This is a genomic window from Nocardia sp. N2S4-5 (assembly GCF_044628355.1).
GTDB classification, from domain to species: Bacteria; Actinomycetota; Actinomycetes; order Mycobacteriales; family Mycobacteriaceae; genus Nocardia; species Nocardia wallacei_B.
This window is the reverse complement of record NZ_JBIUPM010000001.1, coordinates 1748607-1765911: the sequence shown is the minus strand read 5'-3', so window position 1 is coordinate 1765911 and position 17305 is coordinate 1748607. Positions and strand designations below refer to the sequence as shown.

Annotated in this window: 19 protein-coding genes; 15 read left to right on the top strand and 4 right to left on the bottom strand. The window is 69.1% G+C overall.

Annotated features, from left to right (window positions below):
* Nucleotides 1-76: 76 nt before the first annotated feature.
* From ruvC to ruvB, 3 genes are read left to right on the top strand one after another with little or no spacing between them, the layout of a single operon-like run.
* Nucleotides 77-646, top strand: coding sequence for a crossover junction endodeoxyribonuclease RuvC (gene ruvC, locus ACFMRZ_RS07620; RefSeq protein WP_400182799.1), 570 nt, complete (start codon nt 77-79; stop codon nt 644-646).
* Entirely contained in the window at nt 643-1248 is a 606-nt protein-coding gene (gene ruvA / locus ACFMRZ_RS07615) for a Holliday junction branch migration protein RuvA (RefSeq protein ID WP_280362945.1), read from the top strand. The genes ruvC and ruvA overlap by 4 nt, the downstream gene beginning before the upstream one ends.
* An 8-nt stretch (nt 1249-1256) precedes the next feature.
* A complete protein-coding gene (gene ruvB / locus ACFMRZ_RS07610) occupies nt 1257-2342 on the top strand; it encodes a Holliday junction branch migration DNA helicase RuvB (RefSeq protein WP_400178478.1) in 1086 nt (361 codons plus the stop codon).
* 6 nt (nt 2343-2348) lie between these two features.
* Here the strand turns inward: ruvB and ACFMRZ_RS07605 are convergent, their stop codons facing one another.
* Both ACFMRZ_RS07605 and ACFMRZ_RS07600 read right to left on the bottom strand, forming a co-directional pair.
* Nucleotides 2349-3311, bottom strand: a complete 963-nt coding sequence (locus ACFMRZ_RS07605; RefSeq protein WP_400178477.1) for a hypothetical protein — start codon at nt 3309-3311, stop codon at nt 2349-2351.
* A 145-nt stretch (nt 3312-3456) separates the two neighbouring features.
* The gene (locus ACFMRZ_RS07600; RefSeq protein WP_400182798.1) at nt 3457-4089 is read right to left on the bottom strand and encodes a TetR/AcrR family transcriptional regulator; all 633 of its coding nucleotides are present in this window, start codon (nt 4087-4089) and stop codon (nt 3457-3459) included.
* A 71-nt stretch (nt 4090-4160) separates the two neighbouring features.
* On the opposite strand from ACFMRZ_RS07600, the gene ACFMRZ_RS07595 reads away from it, so the two are divergent.
* The 7 genes from ACFMRZ_RS07595 to ACFMRZ_RS07565 all read left to right on the top strand — a co-directional run bounded on the left by ACFMRZ_RS07595 (nt 4161) and on the right by ACFMRZ_RS07565 (nt 12176).
* Nucleotides 4161-5654: a flavin-containing monooxygenase gene (locus ACFMRZ_RS07595; protein ID WP_400178476.1), complete on the top strand. Its 1494-nt coding sequence runs from the start codon at nt 4161-4163 to the stop codon at nt 5652-5654.
* A 105-nt stretch (nt 5655-5759) separates the two neighbouring features.
* Complete coding sequence (gene yajC / locus ACFMRZ_RS07590; RefSeq protein WP_400178475.1) at nt 5760-6179, top strand: preprotein translocase subunit YajC; 420 nt, start codon at nt 5760-5762, stop codon at nt 6177-6179.
* Nucleotides 6180-6282: 103 nt separating this feature from the next.
* Nucleotides 6283-8058 (top strand): protein translocase subunit SecD, encoded by a 1776-nt coding sequence (gene secD / locus ACFMRZ_RS07585; protein WP_400178474.1) that lies wholly within the window; start codon nt 6283-6285, stop codon nt 8056-8058.
* 2 nt (nt 8059-8060) lie between these two features.
* A complete protein-coding gene (gene secF, locus ACFMRZ_RS07580) occupies nt 8061-9251 on the top strand; it encodes a protein translocase subunit SecF (protein WP_400178473.1) in 1191 nt (396 codons plus the stop codon).
* A 206-nt stretch (nt 9252-9457) separates the two neighbouring features.
* Complete coding sequence (locus tag ACFMRZ_RS07575) at nt 9458-11110, top strand: ABC transporter substrate-binding protein (protein WP_400182797.1); 1653 nt, start codon at nt 9458-9460, stop codon at nt 11108-11110.
* A gap of 34 nt (nt 11111-11144) precedes the next feature.
* Entirely contained in the window at nt 11145-11717 is a 573-nt protein-coding gene (locus ACFMRZ_RS07570) for an adenine phosphoribosyltransferase (protein WP_400178472.1), read from the top strand.
* Nucleotides 11718-11768: 51 nt separating this feature from the next.
* Entirely contained in the window at nt 11769-12176 is a 408-nt protein-coding gene (locus tag ACFMRZ_RS07565) for a hypothetical protein (protein WP_400178471.1), read from the top strand.
* Here the strand turns inward: ACFMRZ_RS07565 and ACFMRZ_RS07560 are convergent.
* Nucleotides 12173-12478: a hypothetical protein gene (locus tag ACFMRZ_RS07560; protein WP_280272517.1), complete on the bottom strand. Its 306-nt coding sequence runs from the start codon at nt 12476-12478 to the stop codon at nt 12173-12175. The genes ACFMRZ_RS07565 and ACFMRZ_RS07560 overlap by 4 nt on opposite strands.
* Nucleotides 12479-12756: 278 nt before the next feature.
* Here ACFMRZ_RS07560 and ACFMRZ_RS07555 point away from each other — a divergent pair, with 278 nt between their 5' ends.
* The 5 genes from ACFMRZ_RS07555 (at nt 12757) to ACFMRZ_RS07535 (ending at nt 16935) form a co-directional block, all read left to right on the top strand.
* The gene (locus ACFMRZ_RS07555; RefSeq protein WP_400178470.1) at nt 12757-13200 is read left to right on the top strand and encodes a nitroreductase/quinone reductase family protein; all 444 of its coding nucleotides are present in this window, start codon (nt 12757-12759) and stop codon (nt 13198-13200) included.
* 197 nt (nt 13201-13397) lie between these two features.
* A complete protein-coding gene (locus ACFMRZ_RS07550; protein ID WP_400178468.1) occupies nt 13398-14990 on the top strand; it encodes an ABC-F family ATP-binding cassette domain-containing protein in 1593 nt (530 codons plus the stop codon).
* Between the two features lie 61 nt (nt 14991-15051).
* The gene (msrB, locus tag ACFMRZ_RS07545) at nt 15052-15507 is read left to right on the top strand and encodes a peptide-methionine (R)-S-oxide reductase MsrB (RefSeq protein ID WP_280272514.1); all 456 of its coding nucleotides are present in this window, start codon (nt 15052-15054) and stop codon (nt 15505-15507) included.
* A 44-nt stretch (nt 15508-15551) separates the two neighbouring features.
* Nucleotides 15552-16019 carry a peptide-methionine (S)-S-oxide reductase MsrA gene (gene msrA / locus ACFMRZ_RS07540; RefSeq protein ID WP_400182796.1) on the top strand — a complete coding sequence of 156 codons (468 nt, stop codon included), beginning with the start codon at nt 15552-15554 and terminating at the stop codon, nt 16017-16019.
* A gap of 103 nt (nt 16020-16122) precedes the next feature.
* The gene (locus ACFMRZ_RS07535) at nt 16123-16935 is read left to right on the top strand and encodes a DUF1460 domain-containing protein (protein ID WP_280370930.1); all 813 of its coding nucleotides are present in this window, start codon (nt 16123-16125) and stop codon (nt 16933-16935) included.
* 3 nt (nt 16936-16938) lie between these two features.
* Here ACFMRZ_RS07535 and ACFMRZ_RS07530 read toward each other — a convergent pair whose 3' ends face one another.
* Nucleotides 16939-17292, bottom strand: coding sequence for an MmcQ/YjbR family DNA-binding protein (locus tag ACFMRZ_RS07530; RefSeq protein WP_400178467.1), 354 nt, complete (start codon nt 17290-17292; stop codon nt 16939-16941).
* Nucleotides 17293-17305: the final 13 nt, after the last annotated feature.

Below are 17305 nucleotides of genomic sequence, written 5' to 3'. Positions count from 1 at the left end.
GTGTCGGTGGGGCGACGGCCGGGCGTACTCCGTTAGACTTCGAACAACTGTTCGCGGATGTGGAGGGGTGCTTTTCGTGCGGGTGATGGGCGTCGATCCCGGGCTCACCCGGTGCGGTGTGAGCATCGTCGAGGGCGGGCTCGGACGACAGGTGACGGCACTCGCCGTCGACGTGGTGCGCACCCCGCCGGATATGGACCTCGCTCAGCGCCTGTTGCTGGTCGCCGACGCGGCCGAGCAGTGGATGGATACGCACCTCCCCGGCGCGGTCGCGATCGAGCGGGTGTTCTCCCAGCACAACGTGCGCACCGCCATGGGCACCGCGCAGGCCGGCGGGGTGATCGCACTCGCCGCCGCGCGGCGCGACATCCCGGTCCACTTCCACACGCCCAGCCAGGTGAAGGCCGCCGTCACCGGGAACGGGTCGGCGGACAAGGCTCAGGTGACGGCGATGGTCACCCGCATCCTAGGCTTGCGGACGGCGCCGAAACCGGCCGATGCCGCCGACGCGCTGGCGCTGGCGATCTGTCACTGCTGGCGGGCCCCGATGCTGGACCGAATGGCGAAGGCGGAGGCCCAGGCGGCGCAGGCGCAGCGCAAATACGCCGAAAGGCTTGTCCAGCAACGGAAGGCGGTATCCGGGTGATCGCGTCGGTGCGCGGTGAGGTGCTTGAGATCGGACTCGACCACGCGGTGCTGGAGGCCGCCGGAGTCGGCTACCGGCTCAACGCCACCCCCTCCACCCTGGCCGGACTCACCCGCGGCGAGGAGTCCCGGCTCTACACGGCGATGATCGTGCGCGAGGACTCGATGACGCTGTACGGCTTCGCCGACACCGAGGCCCGCGAGCTGTTCGGCCTGCTGCAGACCGTCACCGGCGTCGGCCCGCGGCTGGCCATGGCGGTGCTCGCCGTGCTCGAACCCGAGGCTCTGCGCAAGGCGCTGGCCGAGAGCAACGTCGCGGCGCTCACCCGCGTGCCCGGCATCGGCAAGCGCGGCGCCGAGCGGATGGTGGTGGAGTTGCGCGACAAGGTGAATCTTGTTCCGGTGCAATCCGGCCCGCCCGGCACCGGGCCCGTCCCGGTCGTCACGCCGGTGCGCGAACAGGTGGTCGAGGCGCTCACCGGTCTCGGCTTCCCGGCCAAGCAGGCCGAGCCCGCCGTCGACACCGTCCTCACCGACCAGCCCGGCCTGGACACCGCCAAGGCGCTGCGCGCGGCGCTCGGCCTGCTCGGTAAGAACAAGTAGGGCAGCCGATGACCGACCCGCACGACGAGTCCGAATCCCAGGTCACCCCCAGCTATCTGCGGTCCGACGGCGAGATAGAAGCCAGTCTGCGCCCGCAGTCCTTGGGCGACTTCATCGGCCAGCCCCGGGTGCGCGAACAGCTGGCACTGGTGCTGCGTGGCGCCAAACAGCGCGGCGGCACACCCGATCACGTGCTGCTGTCCGGTCCGCCCGGCCTCGGCAAGACCAGCATGGCGATGATCATCGCCGCCGAACTCGGCTCCGCCCTGCGCATTACGTCCGGGCCGGCGCTGGAACGCGCGGGCGACCTGGCCGCCATGCTGAGCAACCTGGTCGAGGGCGACGTGCTGTTCATCGATGAGATCCACCGCATGGCCCGGCCCGCCGAGGAGATGCTGTACCTCGCGATGGAGGACTTCCGGGTCGACGTGGTCGTCGGCAAGGGTCCCGGCGCGACGTCGATCCCGCTGGACATCGCGCCGTTCACACTGGTCGGCGCGACCACCCGATCCGGCGCGCTGACCGGCCCGCTGCGCGACCGCTTCGGCTTCACCGGCCACATGGACTTTTACGAGGCCGACGAACTGCGCCTCATCCTGCTCCGTTCGGCCCGCATCCTGGACGTGCGGATCCATCCCGACGCGGCCACCGAGATCGCGGGCCGCTCCCGCGGCACGCCTCGCATCGCCAACCGGCTGCTGCGGCGCGTCCGCGACTACGCCGAGGTGCGCGAGGACGGCGTCATCACCCGCGCCGTCGCGCACGCCGCACTCGCCGTCTACGACGTCGACGACCTGGGCCTGGACCGCCTCGACCGAGCCGTGCTGGGCGCGCTGGTCCGCAGCTTCGGCGGTGGGCCCGTGGGTGTTTCGACGCTGGCCGTGGCGGTCGGCGAGGAGTCGGCCACCGTCGAGGAAGTGTGCGAACCCTTCCTGGTCCGCGCCGGCATGGTCGCCCGCACGCCCCGCGGCCGCGTCGCCACCGCCGCGGCCTGGGAACACCTGGGCCTGGTCCCGCCCCCCGATCTCGTCTTCGGCTCCATCGAGGTCCGCGGCCGCGAACCCCACCCCACCCTGGACCTGTTCGACTCCTGACCCTGTTCAGAGTTTGCGGATGCTGGTGAAGATCTGCTGGGCAACGTCGGGGGTGATCTCGCCGGGGACGCCGCGATCGGCCGCGATGGTCAGTACCAGCGTCGGATTCTGCGGGCCGGGAAAAGCGAAGGTGTAGACGGAGAATCGGGTGGTGGTGCAGCCGGGGTTGTCGGCGTGCCAGGTGCCGGAGGTTTCGACCATCTGGCCGGCGACGCCGGTGCTGGTGGTGAGGGAGACCGCCGGGGTGGCGGTGGCGTCGGACGGCGCGTTGAAGCCGTAGTCGGCGGCCTTCTTGCCGACATCGGTGGCGGCGGTCGCGGGGTTCGGCTGATCGGAGCGACTGACGAAGGTGATCGTCCGGTTCGATGACGGGCAGTAGTCCTCACCGTCGACGGCGGTTCCGGTGCCGGAGATCCGGTTGCCGCGACCGTCCTCGAAACCGCGGATCATGCTCTCCTTGTCGATCTTCCATCCGGCGGGAACGTCGTAGGCGATGCCGCGCGCGGGCACGGCGACGCCCTGGAAGCCCGGGACGACGGGTGTCGTCGTGGAACCCGGCTGCGCCGCCGTGGGCGGCGCGGTCGTGTACTCGGTCGTCGGCGCGCTGCTCGCCGCAGCGCTGGACCGCGCCGCGGAGGTGGTGGTCGTCCCCGCCGCGGTGTTCTCGCCGGACCCCGACTTGCTCACGGCCACAACAACACCCACGGCCACCAGCACCAGCACCAGGCCGCCGACCACGAGCCCGACGATCAGCCCGGTGTTGTTCCCGCGCGGCGGCGGGGCGCCGTACGGGGCGGGCGGCGGGTACTGGCCGGGAAACGGCTGCTGCCCATCCAGCGGCGGATACTCGTACGGCTGCGCCGCGGGCGGATACCCGTGCGGCTGCGGCGCGTACGGCGGATGCCCGGTCGGTGGTTGCGGCCCGGAGCCCTGTGCCGGTTGATTCCACCACTGCGGGTCTTCTGTCACGGTGTAGTTCCCTCTGTCCCTCGCGCGGCCGCCACCACGAAGGCACCGTGGTCTCGACCGCGGCACGCACACGCGTGGCTATCGTAGGCAACCCGCGTGCGGCCTCCCGTGCCGGAGAACCCGTCCGGCACGGAGCTTCCCGGGTTCAGTCCCTGCGGACTCCGTCGATGAGCAGGCGGCGAATGGCCTGGGTCAGGTCGGCGGCGGCCGCCGGATCGGGATCGCGCAGACCGTGCACGACACCGGCGAGCATCATGCCCGTGACCGCCTTGGCGGTGTTCGCGGTGTCCAGGTCGGCGCGCAGGTAGCCCAGTTCGACGCCGTGCTCGAGGTATCCGGCGGTGAGGGCGTCGGCGGTGTCGAGCAGTCCGTACAGGCGCTGGGTCAGCTCGCTGTCGATGCCGGTCGCCTGGAACAACAGCAGCTGCGAGACCCGGCGATCCTCCAGGAAGATCCGGTTCAGGGCGGCGCCGATGCGCTCCACCTGGGCGCGGTACTCGTCCAGCGTGGTCGCCGCGTCGGGGGCGTTGTCGGTGCCCAGCGAGTCGATGATGCGGGCGGCCAGATCGTCGATGACGTGGTCGATGATGTCGCGCTTGTTGGCGAAGTAGCGGTAGAAGGTGCCGTGGCCGATCCCGAGCGCTGTCGCGATGTCCGCGATACCCGTTGCGTGGTAGCCCTTTTCGGCGAAACAGGCGAACGCGGTGTCGATGATCTCCTGCCGGAGCTCGGCCTTGCGACGCTCGAGATGTGTGGATGGCTTCGGCACGACGCCGATGATACGGTGTTCCGCAACGGAATGATGTGTCATTCTGTAATAGATACTTCTGGTAACAGGGGAGGTTCGACGTGGCACCTCGGTACGACGCTGTGGTCGTAGGGGCCGGATTCGGCGGGATGGGCGCGGGTATCGAGCTGGACCGGCTCGGCCTGGGCAATTTCGTCATCCTCGAGCGCGAGGACGATCTGGGCGGCACCTGGCATGTGAACCGGTATCCCGGCCTGGCCGTGGACATCGCCTCGGTCACGTACTCCTATTCCTTCGAGCCGAATCCGTTCTGGTCGCGCCTGTTCGCGCCCGGCGCCGAGCTGAAGAAGTACGCCGAGCACGTCGCCGACAAGTACGACCTGCGCCGCCGGATGCGGTTCGGCCAGTCCGTCGGCGGCGCCCGCTGGGACGAGGAGCAGCGGCACTGGGTCGTCTCGGTGGACGGCGGCGAGACCCTGACCGCCCGTTATCTGTTGGCCGCCACCGGCTTCCTGTCCCAGCCCTACACGCCGCCGTTCCCCGGCATCGATACCTTCGCGGGGAAGATCCTGCACACCACCGCGTGGGAGGACGACGTCGACCTCACCGGCCGGAAGGCCGCGATCATCGGCACCGGCGCCACCGCGGTGCAGCTGGTGCCGGAGGCGGCGAAGCGGGTCGCCGAACTGACGGTGTTCCAGCGCACCCCGATCTGGGTGGTGCCCAAGGTGGACACCCCGATCCCGAAGCCGGTGCAGCGGCTGTTCGCCACGGCGCCGCTCACCCAGAAGGCCGCGCGCCTGGTGAACACCAGTGCGCTCGAACTGCTCATGGTGGCCGGCGTGCTGCACTACCGGCAGGCCAAACTCGGCAACAAGGGCGCGGCGCTGCTGGCCAAGGCGCATCTGCGGGCGCAGGTCCACGATCCCGAGACGCGCCGCAAGCTCACCCCGGACTACGACTTCGGGTGCAAGCGGCCCACCTTCTCCAACACCTACTTCAAGACCTTCAACGAACCCCATGTGCGGCTGGAGACCCACTCCATCGATCACGTCGAGCCCGACGGCATCGTCACCGCCGACGGCCACAAGACCGAGATCGACACCCTGATCCTGGCCACCGGCTTCAACCTGTGGGACGTCAACTTCCCGGCCATCGAGATCATCGGCCGCGACGGGGTGAATCTCGGAAAGTTCTGGCGCGACAACAGGTTCCAGGCGTACGAGGGCATCACCGTGCCCAAGTTCCCGAACTTCCTCAGCCTCAACAGCCCGTACTCCTACAGTGGCCTGTCCTACTTCACCACCATCGAGGCGCAGATGAAGCACATGGGCCGGCTGTTCGGCGAGATGTTCCGCCGCGGCGAGCAGGTGTTCGAGGTGACCGAGCAGGCCAACGCGCGCTTCCTCGATTACGTCACGAAGAAGCTGGGCTCGTCGGTGTTCTACGGCGGCCGGTGCGCCACCGCCCGCAGCTACTACTTCAACCAGCACGGCGAGGCGGCCCTGTTGCGTCCCAACAGCACCCTCACCACCCACCGGGAGGCGGTGCGCTTCCCGCTGGACGACTACACCTACGGGGAGCAGGCGGCATAGTCCGCGGCGGTGCGGGGTGTGCGGGTGTGGCGGTATTGCGGGGGACTGGCAGACTGTGTGGGTAAATACCCATCCCAACCCACAGACTAGGGACCGACTACGACGATGGAACTGCTGTTTCCGCTGCTGCTGGTAGCCCTGCTCGTGCCGATGTTCCTCGGTGTCCGCCGCCAGAAGCGGGAGGCGGAGAAGGTCGCTTCCATGCAGGAGGCGCTGAAGATCGGCGACCGCGTCACCACCACGTCGGGTTTGTACGGCACTGTGGTCGATGCCGACGAGACGACCGTCGACCTGGAGATCGCCGAGGACGTCGTCACCACCTGGCTGCGCGCCGCGGTCCGCGACGTGCGTACCGAGGAAGCCGACGCCACCGATTCCACCGCCACGGAGGCGGAAGAGACCCCCGCGTCCGACGACGTCGAGCCGGCGGCGGATGCCACCGACCAGCCCGCCGCCGAGAAGCCCGCTGCCGACAAGCCGGCCGCATCGGCCGAGGACGCCGCCACCCGGCTCGGCAAGGACTGAGCGCACCCGCCATCGCACCGCCGCGACCGCGCGGTGTGATGGCGTCGGCGCGTGCCCGCACGTTCCGCTCGCCCCACTCGACACCGCCTAGGAGAAAAGTACTGTGCCACCTTCCAAGGGAACGGGGCATCCACTGCGCTTGCTCGGCGTCTATGCCGCGCTCTTGGCCGTGATCTACGCGCTGGTGTTCTTCACCGGCGACAAATCCCCGGAGCCCAAGCTCGGCATCGACCTGCAGGGCGGCACCCGGGTGACGCTCACCGCGCGGACGCCGGACGGCAGCAAGCCGAGCCAAGACAGCCTGAAGCAGGCCCAGCAGATCATCGAATCCCGGGTGAACGGGCTCGGCGTCGCCGGGTCCGAGGTCGTCATCGACGGCAGCAACCTGGTGATCACCGTTCCCGGCGAAGACGGTCAGCAGGCGAAGGCCCTGGCGACCACCGCCAAGCTCTACATCCGTCCGGTGTTGCAGGCCGCGCAGCCGCAAGGCGGCGGCCAGGCGCCCGGTGGGGCCTCCACACCCGGTACGGAACCGCAGACACCGCCGACCGACCAGTCGCCGCAGCCGGGTGGTGCGCCCGATACGAGCGCCCCCGTCCCGGAACCCGCGGGCGGGTCGCCCTCCGGCGCGACCGGTGGTACGGAGTCGTCGGGTGAGACCGGCGGCGCCGCCCAGAACCGGGTCTTCCCGGCTCAGGCTCCGACACCCACCGACAATCCCGCCCCGCCCACGACGCCGGCGCCGCCGCCCGGCAATCTCACTCCGGGCCAGCAGACCCAGCAGGAGATCGCCAACGCCAAGGCGCTGCGGCAGAGCACCGATCCGCAGATCCAGAAACTCGCGCTGGCGACGCTGACGTGCGACAAGCCCGACCCGCTGACCGGCAACGACGACCCGAATCTGCCGCTGGTCACCTGCTCCACCGACGGTGCCCAGGTGTACCTGCTGGACAAGAGCCGCATCGACGGCCAGGACATCAAGGACGCCAGCGCGCAGTTCGATCAGCAGCAGTCGCGGTGGGCGGTCGACCTGACGTTCAAGAACGCCGATGCCTGGGCCGCGCTCACCGGCGAATACGTCTACAAGCAGATCGCTTTCACCCTCGATTCCAAGGTGATCAGCGCGCCGCAGGTGCAGCAGGGTCCGCAGCAGGGCGGCAGCACGCAGATCACCGGCAACTTCAACTCGAAGACCGGTAAGGAACTGGCCAACCAGCTGAAGTACGGTTCGCTGCCGCTGTCGTTCGCCACCTCCGAGGCGCAGACGGTGTCGGCGACGCTGGGCCTGTCCTCGCTGAAGGCTGGCCTGATCGCGGGCGCGATCGGTCTGGTGGCGGTGCTGCTGTATTGCCTGCTCTACTACCGCATGCTCGGCTTCCTGGCCGGATTCTCGCTGATCGCCTCGGGTGTCGCGGTGTACGGCATCATCGTGCTACTGGGCCGGTGGATCAATTTCACCCTCGACCTCGCCGGTATCGCCGGTTTGATCATCGGTATCGGTATGACCGCCGACTCGTTCGTGGTGTTCTTCGAGCGAATCAAGGACGAGATGCGGGAGGGTCGCAGCTTCCGCTCGGCCGTGCCGCGCGGGTGGGCTCGCGCGCAGCGGACCAACCTGTCCGGTAAGACGGTCAGCCTGATCGCCTCGGCCGTGCTGTACATCCTGGCCGCCGGGCAGGTGAAGGGTTTCGCGTTCACCCTCGGCCTGACCACCGTGCTCGACGTCATCGTGCTGTATCTGGTCACCGCGCCGCTGATGATGATGGCCTCGCGCTCGCCGTTCTGGGCGAAACCCTCGGTCAACGGCCTGGGCGCCGTGCAGCAGTTCGCTCGTGAACGCAAGGCCGCCGCGGGCGTGCTTGCCGGAAAGGAGGCGTGAGCATGAGCAACCATTCCGTCCTGGACGCCGGCCCCGTCGACGAGCCCATCGCGGGCACGCCGAAACACGGCTTCTTCGAACGCCTCTACACCGGCACCGGCGGCTTCCGGATCGTCGGCCGCCGCCGGTTCTACTACGCGCTCAGCCTCGCGCTCGTGCTGATCGCACTGCTCAGCATCGGCGTCCGCGGCTTCACCCTCGGCATCGACTTCGCCGGCGGCACCCGCATCCAGCTGCCGGCCACCTCGGACGTCAGCACCTCGCAGGTCGAGCAGACCTACAACAAGGCGCTCGGCCACGACCCCGTGACCGTGCAGAAGGTCGGCTCCGGCGCGGCGGCGTCGTTCGAGATCCGTTCGGACACACTGGATCCCGCCCAGCAGGAACAGGTGCAGGACGCGCTGTTCGATGCCTTCCACCCGAAGGATTCCAGCGGCGCGGTCAGCCGCAACGCGATCAGCGTCGCCGAGATCAGTGAGACGTGGGGCGGGCAGATCACGCGCAAGGCGTTGATCGCGCTGGTGGTGTTCGTCCTGCTGACGATGATCTACATCGCCATCCGGTTCGAGCGCGACATGTCGATCGCGGCGATCGCCTCGCTGTTCTTCAACCTGATCGTCACGGCGGGCATCTATTCGATCGTCGGCTTCGAGGTGACACCGGCCGCGGTGATCGGCCTGCTCACCATCCTCGGCTACGTGCTCTACGACAACGTCGTGGTGTTCGACAAGGTGGAGGAAAATACGCGCGGGGTGCTGCACCTGACCCGGCGCACCTACGGCGAGCAGGCCAACCTGGCCGCCAACCAGACGCTGATGCGGTCGATCAACACCACCGTGATCGGCATCCTGCCGATCATCGGCATGCTGGTGATCGCGGTGTGGCTGCTGGGCGTCGGCACCCTCAAGGATCTGGCGCTGGTGCAGCTCGTCGGCATGATCGTCGGCGCCTACTCGTCCATCTTCTTCGCGGTGCCGCTGCTGGTATTGATCAAGGAGCGGTTCGGTCCGGTGGCCGCGCACACCAGGAAGGTGCTGGCCAAGCGCTCGGCCGTCGAGCGGGAGCGCGTCGGCGAGGCCGCGGCGGAGCGGGCCGGCGCGGCCAGCGGCGTGGCCCGGCCGCGCCAGACCGGTTCCGGCGCACCGAGACCCGGCGCCCGGCCGAGCGGGAAGCGCAACAAGAGAAGGCACTGAACGTGCGGCGGGGGTGGCCGGGCCGCCTCCGGAACAGCTCGAGCAACGAACGAAGGTCCGGCGCAGTCCGTGGTCGACTACTGCCGGAATCATGGTCCGGAGGAGGCAGTTTGCGTAACCACGAAGCATCCGGTGGGTACCGCGGGTCGCGGCGGATCGGGCTCCGGGCGGCCGGAGTGCTGGTGGTGGGCGCGCTCGCCGGTGGCATGCTCGCGGGCTGCGGCAGCAAGAACCAGGTGCCCTCGATCGGGTACGCGGTCGACGCGGTCCCGGTCAACTACAACGGCGGCAGCACGCCGGGCGCGAGCAGCGGTGCGGCGGGCGTGTTCGCGCGCGTGCTCACCGGCTTCTTCTACACCGGTCCGGACGGGCAGCCGGTCGCCGACACCGATTTCGGCACCGCCAAGGAGGTGCCGGGGGAGACCCAGACGATCCAGTACCGGCTCAACCCGGACGGCACCTACTCCGACGGCGTGGCCACCTCGTGCGACGACCTGGTGCTGGAATGGGCGGCGCGCAGCGGCCGGTTCACGAAAGCCGGTCCGGGCGGGGTGATTCCGATGTTCGACGCGGCCTCGACGGCGGGCTATTCCGATATCGAGCGGGTGGAATGCCAGCCCGGGTCGAAGGACGCGACCGTCGTGTTCCGTCCCAACCGGCACTTCCTGGCCTGGCGGACGCTGTTCAATGCCGGGGACCTGATGCCCGCGCACGTGGCCGCCAAGGCCGCCGGGGTGTCCAATGTCGTCGCGGCGGTGCAGGCCGGGGATCCGGGCGCGATGGACCGGCTGGCCCAGTTCTGGAACACCGGCTGGCAGCTCACGCCGGGCAAGATCGACACCGACGTCCTGCCCTCCTCGGGGCCCTACCGCGTCGATTCCTACAGCGACAGCGACGGTCTGGTGCTGGTGAAGAACGAGAAGTGGTGGGGCAATCAGGCCCGCACGCCGCGCATCGTGGTGTGGCCCAAGAACACCGATCTGGCGAAGAAGGTGTCCGATCGGGAGGTCGGGGTCGTCGATATCGGCGCCGGATCGGTGAAAGACCTGAACCTGGACGGTTTCTCGGTCGAGCAGGTGCCGGGTCGCGGCGCCGAGCAACTGGTGCTGTCCACGGCGGGGATGTTCGGAAGCGCCGCGGCTCGGCGGGCGTTCGCGTTGTGCGTGCCGCGCCAGGCGCTGTTCGACAAGTTCGGCCACCCCGGTTTCGACAACGAGTCCGGGCTGGGCTCGGGCCCGCTCAATTCCCGCACGGTGCAGGCGGATTCGGTGTATTACCCGGCGATCACCCGGCCCGCGGACAAGTACCGGACCGGGGACCCGGCGGCGGCGCAGCAGGCGCTGGCCGCGGCCGGGGTGCCCAATCCGACCGTCCGCGTGGGCTATCGGGGACCGGACGACCGCCGGGCGCAGACCGTCGCGGCGATCGCCGAGGCGTGCCGGGCCGCCGGTGTCACCGTCATCGACGCCGGCGCACCGGACTTCGCGCCGTCCCAGCTCGGCGAGGGCAAGGTGGACGCCGTGCTGGGCAGCACCGCCGCGGCGCCCGGTCCGGCCGGTTCGCTGCCGGGTGTCGAGGCGGCCGCCGCGTTGCGCACCGGGGAAGGCTTGAATTTCGGGCGTTTCGGGAACGGGCGATACGATGCGATCACGGATCAGCTTGCGGCCGATGACAATTCGGCCACGGTGCTGGGTCTCGACAGCGAGGCGGAGAGCCTGCTGTGGAACGAGATGCCGTCGATCCCGCTGTTCAACACGCCGCGCACCATCGCCTTCGGTGACGGCATGGAGGACGGGATCGTGAACCCGGCCAAGGCGGGCGCGGGCTGGAACATGGATCGCTGGGTGTTGTCGCGCTGAGCGCCGCGGGCGCGGGATGAGGGAGTGGGTGCAGATGAGTAAACATGGAATGGTGGAGACGGAGGAGACCGCGGGTGAGCGGCTCGCGCGGGCGGCCGAGGCGGTGCAGCGGCTGACCCGCTGGCACGACGACTTCCCCACGCCGGGTGTGCGGTTCGCCGATCTGACACCGGTGTTCGCCGATGCCGACGGGTTCCACGCGGTCATCGAGTGCCTGGGTTCGTGCGCCACCGACGTCGATCTGGTGGCCGGGGTGGACGCGCGCGGCTTCCTGCTCGGCGCGGGCGTCGCCGCCGCCCTGGGGACCGGCGTGGTGGCGGTGCGCAAGGCGGGCAAGCTGCCGCCGCCGGTGCTGTCGCGGGAGTACACCCTCGAATACGGTTCGGCCGCATTGGAAATCCCGGCGGACGGGATCGACCTGTCCGGTCGCCGGGTGCTGCTGCTCGACGACGTGCTCGCCACCGGCGGGACCCTGGCCGCGAGCGCGGAACTGTTCGCCTCGGCGGGCGCCGAGGTGGTGGCCGCGGCCGTGGTGCTGGAGTTGAGCTTCCTCGGCGGGCGGGAACGGCAGGGCGACTATCCGCTGACCTCGATCGTGCGCCTGTAGTCCGCCGATGGTTGTGGGCCGCGGGGCCGGTGGTTATGCTCGGCCCTGCCCATGACTCGAACCAAGCGCACGAAGCTTTCCGCCGCCGTGGCCGGTGTGGTCGCGGCGGTCTTCGTCATCGGCGCCGCCACGGCCTCGGCGACGCCGTCCGCCGCCCTGCACGGTGGCGCGACCGTCACCGCGCACGTGACCGAGGCCAGGGCCGGACAGTCGTGTCGCATCGAGGGCACCGGGGTGGCCATGCCGTGGCACGCCGTCGGCGCCGACGGAACCGTGGACCTCGATTCCGGCGCGGTGCCGCCGGGACGCCATCGCGCCCGCGTGATGTGCGAGCGGCCGGGAGACGCGACCGAGTATCCGGTGGGCCGGCAGGAGGACGTGTTCACCGGGCGTTGGTCCCCGGCATTCGAGTTCCTCCATCATCACCGGCTGGAGTTCCTGACGCCGCGCACGGGTTAGAACCGTGCGAGCAGCCGCGCGATGATGCCGGTGACCACCAGCCAGAACACGGCCGCCAAGCCGTAGTTGATGATGACGTCCAGCTTGAAATTGCCGGTGTTGAACAGGCCCGGGAAGAACAGTGCCAGCGGTTCTGCCAGCCCCTTGATGAAGCTGAAGAACCTGTTGGCCTGGTTGGCCTCGAAGACCAGCAGCAGGATGTAGACGGCCTCGATGAGGGCGAAGAGGCCGCCGATCGCGCTGACGATCGCCGCGGCGGTGCCGGAGCCATGAGCGGTGCGATAAGTTCTGTATCTGTACATGTTCGGGGCATAACCGGTCTCGGGAATGCCGAAACAGACAGGCCCCTTGACCATTTCGCTGTCGGGCAGCCTCCGCCGTGTGGATCGCGCGCATAAGCCCAGGCCACTTGTGCTGACGGATTGCGGTGCGGTTCTTCCCATCTCGTCACTCGCCGACCGGTCGGTCCATGACATGTCTCCCGGTAAGCGAGAGCACTGCTCTTGACAAGACCGTCGCCGTGCGGCATGCTCTGAATATCGAAAGAGAGCAGTGCTCACAACAGCGAGGAATGGTCACCATGAACGCCACCCGATACATCGCCCCCACCGGACTCGAGCCGATCATGAACAAGGTCTTCAACGCGCTGCCGAAGCTCGGCGTCAGCGTCGCCGGGTCGCGGTTGCTGGCCGTGCGCGGGCGCACGTCGGGGGAGTGGCGGACCACGATGGTCAACCTGCTCGTGGACGAGACGGGCGCGCGCTACCTCGTGGCGCCGCGCGGTCACACCCAGTGGGTCCGCAATATCCGCGTCGCGGGCGGCGGCGAGCTGCGGCTGGGTCGCAAGACCGAACCGTTCACCGTCACCGAGGTGGCCGACGCCGACAAGGTTCCGGTGCTGCGGCTGTATCTGCGGAAGTGGGGCTGGGAGGTCGGCAAATTTTTCGAGGGTGTCACCAAGGATGCTTCCGACGCGGAGCTGGCGGCCATCGCACCCGGCTTCCCCGTCTTCCGGATCAACTGAGCCGCAACGGGTTTCGGCGGAAGCTGGGACGCGGTGTGACGGGGCTCGCGGAAAAAGGTCTTGCGCGCGCGTCGCCGCCCCGGTTAACGTGAAGAGGTCTTGTTCCCGACGATCGGAATGTGCATTGCTCTGCTGAGGTAGCCCCGAGCGGCCCGCGTTCGCGCGCCGTATCTCACGCCACCTCCCAGGAGCCGCACATGTCTCTGACCGTTTCTGTTTCCGATCTCACCTTCGCCTGGCCCGATGGCACCGCCGTCTTCGACGGTCTCGATGCCGTGCTCGGGCCGGGGCACGTCGGCCTGGTGGGCGCGAACGGCGCCGGGAAATCCACGCTGCTGCGATTGATCGCCGGTGAGTTGCGCCCGGCCCGGGGCTCGATCACCGTGCCGGGACGGCTGGGATATCTCCGGCAGGATATCGGCCTCGCCGCCGGGCAACGGGTGGACGCCGTGCTCGGCATCGCCGAGGTGCGAGAAGCCTTGCACCGCATCGAATCCGGCGCGGGCGACGAGACCGACTTCGACATCGTCGGCACCCGCTGGGACGTCGAGGAGCACGCGATCGCGCTGCTGGGGCGGCTCGGCCTGCACTATCTGGCCGACGCGGTCACGCAGTTGGACCGGCGGCTGGACACCCTCTCCGGCGGTGAGACCGTACTGCTGGGCCTGGTGGCGGAACTGCTGCGCGAACCCGACGTGCTGCTCCTCGACGAACCCACCAACAACCTGGATGCGGCCGCGCGCCAACGCCTCTACGAGGTGGTGGGCCAGTTTTCCGGCACCGTGCTCACCGTCAGCCACGATCGTGGCCTGCTCGACCGCGTCGGCACGGTGGCAGAGTTGCGGCAGGGCGGAATCCGGCTGTTCGGCGGCAATTTCGACGCCTACGAGGAGATCATCGAGGCCGAGCAGCAGGCCGCCCGCGCGGCGGTTCGCGACGCCCGCAGCGATGTGCGCAAGCAGTCGCGGGAACTGGTGGAGGCGCGGACCAAACTGGACCGCCGCAAGCGGTACGGGCAGAAGATGTGGGACAGCAAGCGCGAGCCGAAAATCATTATGGCCGAACGCAAACGGCAGGCCCAGGTGTCGGCGGGCAAGCTGCGCAACAGCCATCTGGCGAAGGTGGAGGAGGCGAAGGAACAGCTCGAGCAGGCGCAGGAACTGCTGCGCGACGACCGGGAGATCCGGGTCGACCTGCCCGGCACCCGGCTCTACCCCGGCCAGGATGTCGTCGAACTCGACGCGGTGACCCTCGCGAACGGACCGGTGGTGTCGCTGACGGTGACCGGGCCCGAACGCATCGCGCTCACCGGGCGCAACGGCGCGGGCAAGACGACGCTGCTGCACCGCATCGTCGCCGAGCCGCCGAAGGTGCCGTGGCGCCTGCTGCCCCAGCGCCTGGACGTCTTCGACGAGCGGCGATCGGTGTTCGAGAACGTCGCGGCGGCGGCGCCGCACGCCTCCGCCGAACAGATCCGCGCCCAGCTGGCGCGCTTCCTGTTCCGGGGCACCGACGCGGACGTGCCCGCCGGGGCGCTGTCCGGGGGTGAGCGGCTGCGCGCGGCCCTGGCCATGCTGCTGCTGAGCGATCCCGCACCGAAATTGCTGCTGCTCGACGAGCCCACCAACAATCTCGACCTCCCGAGCCTGCGTCACCTCACCGAGGCGCTGGCCGGATTCGAGGGCGCACTCGTCGTCGTCAGCCACGACCCCCGCTTCCTCGACGACATCGGCGTCACCCGCCGGCTCGAACTCACCGGCGAGGGCTTGGCGGACGCCGACCCGGGGTAGCGAGCGGGATTTTCCAGGCCCTGCCGGGCGTTGCATGGGTGGGTCGATACGAGGAGGTCATGTGGCACAGGAGTACAACCGGAATCCCGCGGCCGTCGCCGGGCTGTCGCCCGAGCAGTATCACGTCACCCAGGAGGACGGCACCGAGCGGCCGTTCACGGGTGCGTACTGGGACAACCACGAGGCGGGGATCTATGTCGACGTGGTGTCCGGCGAACCGTTGTTCGCCTCGGTCGACAAGTTCGACAGCGGTTCGGGGTGGCCGAGCTTTACCAAGCCGATAACCGGTGGGAGTGTGGTCGAGAAGCGGGACCTCAGCCATCTGATGATCCGCACCGAGGTGCGGTCCGCGCACGGTGACAGCCATCTGGGGCACGTGTTCACCGACGGGCCCCGCGAGGCCGGCGGGCTGCGGTACTGCGTCAATTCGGCGGCGCTGCGGTTCATTCGCGTCGAGGATCTCGAGGCGGAAGGATATGGGCAGTACAAGGCTCTGTTCACGAAGGAGGACGCGTGACCGATACGCGCAAGGCGATTCTGGCCGGTGGCTGCTTCTGGGGTATGCAGGATCTGATCCGCAAGCAGCCGGGCGTGCTGTCGACGCGCGTCGGGTACACCGGCGGGCGCAACGATCACCCCACCTATCGCAACCATCCGGGACACGCGGAGGCCGTGGAGATCGTCTACGACCCGGCGCGGACCGACTATCGGGCGTTGCTGGAGTTCTTCTTCCAGATCCACGACCCGACCACGAAGGACCGCCAGGGCAACGACATCGGTAGCAGCTACCGTTCGGCGATCTTCTACCTGGACGACGAGCAGAAGCGAGTCGCGCTGGAGACCATCGTCGATGTCGAGGATTCGGGGCTGTGGCCCGGCAAGGTCGTCACCGAGGTGACCCCGGCGAGTGAGTTCTGGGAGGCCGAGCCCGAGCACCAGGACTACCTGGAGCGGTACCCGGACGGCTACACCTGCCATTTCCCGCGGCCGGGCTGGAAGCTGCCGAAGCGGCAGGCCACGGCACAGTAATCGCGGAACGCGGACTGCCGGGTCCGGGCGGAGTAGCCTCGGTGCCGTCGGCCCGGGCGGTTCCGGGCCGCGGCCGCTCGCCGTCTCGTCCGGGAGGTAATACGTGCGTCTCGTCGCTCGCGTGGTGCTCGTCGTCTGTGCGTTGATCGGTGGCAGCGTGGCGACGGTCCCGGCGGCGGTCGCCGCTCCGGCCGGTGTGGTGAATACGGACGACTTCACCGCGCGCAGGATCGATGAACTGCTGGCGTCGAAGGCCGCGGCCGGAGCCCTGAGCAAGGGCGACCTGATCGAGCTGTTGTCGCGGCAGTTCCTCGGCACCCCCTACGCGGCCGACACGCTGATCGGCTCGGCCACCGAGCCGGAGCAGCTGGTCGCCGACTTCCGGCGGGTCGACTGCTTCACCTATCTCGACTACGTCGAGGCGCTGAGCCGCTCGGCGGACCGGGACCAGTTCACGGCGAACCTGGCCGACACCCGTTACGCCGGTGGCACAGTCGATTTCGCGCACCGCAAGCACTTCTTCAGCGACTGGTCGCACACGCCGCGCATCGCCGCCACCGACATCACCGCGACGCTGAGCCCCGCCGCGGCGACCGTTACCAAGAGCCTCAACGCGAAAGCCGATGGGGGAACCTACCTTCCGGGCCTGCCGGTGGTCGATCGCGACATCACCTACGTGCCCGCGGCGGCCGTGGACGACGGTGTCGTGGCCGGGCTGCGTACCGGCGACTATGTCGGCGCCTACGCCGACCAGCCGGGCCTCGACGTGACCCACGTCGGCGTCTTCGTCATGACCCCCGGCGGCCCCGTCTTCCGCAACGCCTCATCGCTGGCCGAGAACGAGAAGGTCGTCGACACGCCCTTCGCCGACTACGTGCGGACCACGCCCGGCATTCTCGTGCTGCGGCCGCAGTAACGCTCAATCCAGCTGGGCGAGTAGCTTTTTCGGGGCGACCACGCGGTACGCGTCGCGCACGATGCCGTCGATTTCCGGCCAGTCGACATCCACGTCCAACCGGACACCCAGCCAGCCGCGGTGGCCGACGTAGGGCGGGACGAAGAAGCGGTGCGGCTCGGCATCGACCAGGTCGGACTGGACACCGGGCGGCGCGGGGCACCAGATCGCCGGGCCCGGCTCGTCGTAGGCGGCGACGGTATACATGGCGAACTGCTTCCTCTCGCGCACGAAGAACGCCGGGCACCCGTGGCTGAGCCGCTCGCGGCTCTCCGGCAGCGCCAGGCAGATCCGCCGTAGCCGCGGTAACGGGTCCATGGCGGCAGTGTAG